Genomic DNA, 5093 nt, shown 5'->3' on the forward strand with positions numbered 1-5093 from the left:
TATCACGGCAGGTGTGATGGCGGTGTTCAAGTTCGGCTTTTTGTTCATCGGTAATGAATATTTTCATGACGGATACCATGAACCTCATTTGGGCGAAAATCAAGCAGTTTCAATGAGCACGGGTATATCACGGACAGTCAAGGATAGTATGAACTTATTCCGCATCATTTATAGGAGTAGAATATATGACTTTAGATTTTAACGATAAGGTGGCAATCGTTACTGGCGGTGCAATGGGTATTGGTGCTGCAATCTGTCGCAGACTAGCGGCAAACGGCGCAAAAGTTGTCGTAGCCGATATCGACGGCAATGCAGCTCAAGCCCTTGCCAATGACCTTGATAAGGCTATCGCCATTCAGCTCGACGTCACCCAAGCGTCCGCAGTGGAGCGCTTAGTAGCCCAAACGGTAGAGACCTTTGGGGCACTACACCTGGCAGTCAACAACGCAGGGATAGCCGGCTCGTTCCATCAGACCGCAGACTATCCGTTAGATGATTGGCATCAGGTCATCAACATCAACATGCACGGTGTACTGTACTCAATGAAGTACGAGATCCCCGCGATGTTGGCTTCCGGCGGTGGTGCAATTGTTAACATGGCCTCGGCCGCAAGTAGTGTTGGTCTCACCAATTCAATTGCATACGTAGCAGCCAAGCATGCGTTGCTAGGCATGACAAAAACTGCCGCACTGGAATATGTAAAACAAGGGGTCCGGATTAACGCCGTCGGGCCCGGTTGCATCGACACACCATTAATGTCTAGGATCGACACCAATACAGTCCAAAAAATGCTCAAGCATCAGCCTATCGGCCGTCTCGGCATACCAGATGAAGTCGCTGCACTCGTCTGCTTCCTACTATCTCAGGATGCGTCTTTCATTACCGGTAGTTACCACCTCGTTGATGGTGGATATACCGCGCATTAACTTCCTTAATATCTTAGAGTTTAACGGAGCATCATCATTCCGCTCTAAGCCATATTAAAACTGGGCAAAGCAGACAGTGGCCTCCTTTAGCCGCAATAAGCCCGACGAAGAGATTATTGTCGCTTTGTCCGTATCAACTTTTCAGAGCAAAATATATTTAGATTGTTTGTAACAAATTGACCATTTAACTATCAATTTGTAATTCTAAATACGACATTTCATTTTGGTTTCTATTTTATAAATAATTCCCTTTCATTTTATACAATTTTCATTAGTAAATAATGAATTTCACCATTAAAATCGAAACTGTTATCTGCATTTATTATACATGAATACTAAATCAGACTATACTTTATTTCACTCCCATTAATACCAAAAAAAATTATTAAAAAAACATCAAACAAGATTAAACAAAAAATTAACTTTAATTATAAAAAATTTTATTTTGATCACTATCTAAAAATAAACCATACATTCTAAAAAAACTGGCACAATATTAACTAAAAATACAACTTATTCAATATTCACAAAATCATCCAATATACCAAATCACAAAATAATATCAGATTAGTTGAAAAAAAATTTATCAGATATTATTTTACGACAATAAAATAATATCATTAACGTAAATAGGAAAAAACCAACTCAAACTAATTAATTTATATCACTTACAGGAGTAGAATATATGACTTTAGATTTTAACAATAAGGTGGCAATCGTTACCGGCGGTGCAATGGGTATTGGTGCGGCAATCTGCCGCAGACTAGCGGCAAACGGCGCAAAAGTTGTCGTAGCCGATATCGACGGCAACGCAGCTCAAGCCCTTGCCAATGACCTTGATAATGCTATCGCTATTCAGTTCGACGTCACCCAAGCGTCTGAGGTAGAGCGCTTAGTGGCCCAAACGGTAGAGACCTTTGGAGCACTGCACCTGGCAGTCAACAACGCAGCGATATCCGGCTCGCTCCATCGGACCGCAGACTATCCGTTAGATGATTGGCATCAAGTCATCAACACCAACATGCACGGTGTGCTGTACTCAATGAAGTACGAGATCCCCGCAATGTTGGCTTCCGGCGGTGGTGCGATTGTTAACATGGCCGCGGCCGTAAGTAGTGTTGGTCTCGTCAACTTGATTGCATACACAGCAGCCGGGCATGCATTACTAGGCATGACAAAGACTGCCGCGCTGGAGTATGTAAAACAAGGGATCCGGATTAACGCCGTCGGGCCCGCTTGCACCGACACACCAATGTTATCCAGGCTCGACACCAATGTAGTCCAAGAAATGATCAATGATCATCCTATCGGCCGCTGCGGAACACCAGATGAAGTCGCCGCACTAGCCTGCTTCCTACTATCTCAGGATGCGTCTTTCATTACCGGTAGTTACCACCTCGTTGATGGTGGATACGCCGCACAATAACTTCCGTAATATCTCAGAGTTTAACGGAGCATCATCATTCCGCTCTGAATCATATTAAAACTGGGCAAAGCAGGCTGTAGCCTCCTCTAGGCGTAATACGGCTGATATGATCCACATTGTTGATGCCTGTTATAAAAAGAGTATTCAGGCCGCTGACGAACCTCGCGATTTTAAACGCGGTTTATCAGCGGCCTGGAACTAAAGGCGCCTTTGGTTTGTTATTATCTTATTTCAAGTTGTGAGTGAAAAATGATGTAATCTTGTCAAATGGAATGAATTTCGTCCGATCATATAAGTCCACATGCAATGCGTCGGAAACAATGTAAAGTTCCTTAGGCTCAGCCGCCAATTTGTAAGCATCCTCGCTGAAATAACGGGAATTAGCTTTCTCACCCGCAATGAACAGAATCGGACGGGGCGAGAAAGGCGGCATGTCGTGAACGATTAATTGTGTATTTTTGCATGAACTCAACCGCATGCTCACGGGGGATGGAAAAAAACACCGAAATACGCTTTCTTACAGGAAGCTTACACCGATAACCTTCAACAAAAACTGAAAGACTGACATGGGGCATGGCGGCGTTGCTTCGATAAAACACTGGCAGCGAAAGTGCCTGTATGGAAACGAAAAAATGACGGCAGGGATTCAATCCGGTTCGTCAATTTTGAAAAATATTGTCTCCTTGAAAATCGCCGAGTCAGGCTTCCTTCCGGACTCGGATGGATAAAGTTCCGGCAATCGAACGAGGTTCACCACCGCTCTCGCCGTTATAGGATGCATCCCAAGCCAGAGTGACAAAACCACGCTCTGCCATTGACTGGGCGTATAAATCTGAATTCTGCTCTTTGACGCCCCCAAAAGGATGACCAACAATAATAGCTGGGTGCTTTTTCGACATATCCAAGTTTCTTGGAATATACATATCGGCAACCAGATTAATTCCCAGACGGTTATAGAACGATACCTTCTGGTGAATTACTTTAATCGCTTTGCGCATAATGTTTTATCCCAGGCCAGCGTATCCGTGGCAGATGCTATTGCCGATGTTGATAACATCATACTCAGAGCTATTGCTGAAACTATCTTTTTCATGTTCATATATTTGCCTTTAATGAAATATAAAAATCAGTACATTTTTCTCTGCTATTGCCCATGTTTACCCATGAGCAATAACGTCTGGATGGGCTGAACGTTGCGCAGCCCAGGTAAAAATGGCAGATAACGACAGTAATACCGCGCCAAAGACGAAGAGGATTTTCCAACCCATGACATCAAACATCGCTCCGCCGAAACTGGCTCCTAACGTAATAGCTAGCTGAATAGTCGCGACCATCAGGCCACCACCAACTTCCGCATCATCCGGCAGTGCGCGGCTCAACCAGAGTCCCCAAGCAACCGGTGCTGGCGTGGCGACTAATCCCCAAGTTGCCAGTAACGCCGCAACCGCTATGCCAGAATTTCCGAAAATGGTAAGGACTACCGCAACCACTGCCATCGCGAGAGGGATAGCAATCAGGTAAGCAAACAACCGTTTTTTCAATAACAATCCGATGAAATATGTTCCAACCAAACCGCTAGCACCCAACAGAAGGAGCGTGAGGGATAATTCAGTAACACTGATGCCAGTAATCGTTTCCAGAAACGGCCGCAGATAGGTAAAAACAGCGAACTGCCCCATGAATAACAACATGATGCCAACCATACCCAGAGCAACCTGCGTTCTTTTCAGCAACCTGAATGGATTGACTACTTCGTTTTTTTTACTGGCTTCCATTGCAGGAATCCTCCGCCATTGCCAGGCAACCGCCAGTATGGCAAGTGGGATTACCATAAAAAAAGCGCCTCGCCAGCCAATATACTGTCCCAAAAAACTGCCTAGTGGGGCTGCAATGGTCGCTGCCAGCGCATTGCCACCGTTTATCAGAGCCAGCCCTTTCGCAACAGAATCAGGTGGAAGCAGCCTCATCACAGTCGCCGTCGCCATTGACCAGAAACCACCAATAGCGATGCCCAATAAAGCCCGTACGACCATGAACTCCACATTACTAGCAGCCAGTGTCACAATCACTCCGGATGTCGTCAGAAGCAGCGTGAAACTCAGCAGCACTTTTTTCCGGTCGAATTTACCTGTCAAGGGAGTATTCAGCAGGCTGGTCAGCACGGCAAAAAAGCCTGCAACTGAAATAGCCTAACCCACCTGCCCCTGGCTCATCTGCAAATCCTGTGCGATTGGACTTCTTAGCAAGCTGACGGGCATAAATTCTGACGCAATCAATACAACAACACAGAGAGCCATCGAAAAAACCGCTCCCCATGCAGAGGCTGCGTTGAATGCGTGTATGGTCTTACATCAATATCAACAGTTTTCATTGTTGCTGAAGCAGCGCCAGTGCCCGCAGGCGGAACTGGCCGGGGTCATCCAGCGCGATTAAGTCATTGAGCGTCATACCGACAATGTACCGGATAATTCCCCGTCGTTATCCGGTAAAAGTGTGACCGGGGCGGCAGAATTAACTTCGCCAGCCGGACAGGTCATCCCCCTCGACCTGTTGCCAGTGAATGCCGCGGATGAGCCAGTCAAACTGGGCGGGCGTCATGACCCAGCTGCGCTCGCCCTGCTTCGGCCAGACAAAATGGGCCCGGTGCAGACGGCGGGTACACAGCCAGACGCCGTGTCGGTCCCAGCGCAACACCTTGAGACGGGAGCGGGCCTTATTGCAGAAAACAAAAGCGGCTTCGT

6 protein-coding genes and 2 pseudogenes are annotated in these 5093 nt (G+C 46.2%); 4 read left to right on the top strand and 4 right to left on the bottom strand.

Going from position 1 to position 5093, the window contains the following annotated elements; translation table 11 throughout:
• The 3 genes from EAE90_RS22735 to EAE90_RS22745 all read left to right on the top strand — a co-directional run.
• Positions 1-202: hypothetical protein (locus EAE90_RS22735; protein ID WP_214055401.1), on the top strand; the 202-nt coding region annotated here is incomplete at its 5' end.
• Complete coding sequence (locus EAE90_RS22740) at positions 186-926, top strand: SDR family NAD(P)-dependent oxidoreductase (protein ID WP_214055398.1); 741 nt, start codon at positions 186-188, stop codon at positions 924-926. The genes EAE90_RS22735 and EAE90_RS22740, both read left to right, overlap by 17 nt.
• Before the next feature lie 685 nt (positions 927-1611).
• On the top strand, positions 1612-2352 hold the full coding sequence (locus tag EAE90_RS22745; RefSeq protein ID WP_214055399.1) for an SDR family NAD(P)-dependent oxidoreductase: 741 nt from the start codon (positions 1612-1614) through the stop codon (positions 2350-2352).
• A gap of 226 nt (positions 2353-2578) precedes the next feature.
• Here EAE90_RS22745 and EAE90_RS24090 read toward each other — a convergent pair.
• A pseudogene (locus tag EAE90_RS24090) lies at positions 2579-2773 on the bottom strand (alpha/beta hydrolase); the annotation flags it as partial.
• A 43-nt stretch (positions 2774-2816) separates the two neighbouring features.
• On the opposite strand from EAE90_RS24090, the pseudogene EAE90_RS24535 reads away from it, so the two are divergent.
• Positions 2817-3106: pseudogene (locus tag EAE90_RS24535) on the top strand (RNA-guided endonuclease InsQ/TnpB family protein); the annotation flags it as partial.
• Here the strand turns inward: EAE90_RS24535 and EAE90_RS22750 are convergent.
• From EAE90_RS22750 to tnpB, 3 genes are all read right to left on the bottom strand, one after another.
• On the bottom strand, positions 3051-3350 hold the full coding sequence (locus EAE90_RS22750; protein ID WP_214055400.1) for an alpha/beta hydrolase: 300 nt from the start codon (positions 3348-3350) through the stop codon (positions 3051-3053). The pseudogene EAE90_RS24535 and the gene EAE90_RS22750 sit on opposite strands and share 56 nt — an antisense overlap.
• Positions 3351-3509: 159 nt before the next feature.
• Entirely contained in the window at positions 3510-4538 is a 1029-nt protein-coding gene (locus EAE90_RS22755) for an MFS transporter (protein ID WP_422616014.1), read from the bottom strand.
• A gap of 325 nt (positions 4539-4863) precedes the next feature.
• On the bottom strand, positions 4864-5093 hold a 230-nt coding region (gene tnpB / locus EAE90_RS22760; protein ID WP_214052042.1), incomplete at its 5' end, for an IS66 family insertion sequence element accessory protein TnpB.

Origin of the sequence: Photorhabdus caribbeanensis, from assembly GCF_018448885.1 — a bacterium.
In the GTDB taxonomy this organism is placed as follows: domain Bacteria; phylum Pseudomonadota; class Gammaproteobacteria; order Enterobacterales; family Enterobacteriaceae; genus Photorhabdus; species Photorhabdus caribbeanensis.

Excerpts from the sequence above, each read along its gene's own strand:
- EAE90_RS22740 (WP_214055398.1), top strand. The coding sequence starts at position 186 with ATGACTTTAGATTTTAACGATAAGGTGGCAATCGTTACTGGCGGTGCA.
- EAE90_RS22745 (WP_214055399.1), top strand. The coding sequence starts at position 1,612 with ATGACTTTAGATTTTAACAATAAGGTGGCAATCGTTACCGGCGGTGCA.
- EAE90_RS22750 (WP_214055400.1), bottom strand. The coding sequence starts at position 3,350 with ATGCGCAAAGCGATTAAAGTAATTCACCAGAAGGTATCGTTCTATAAC.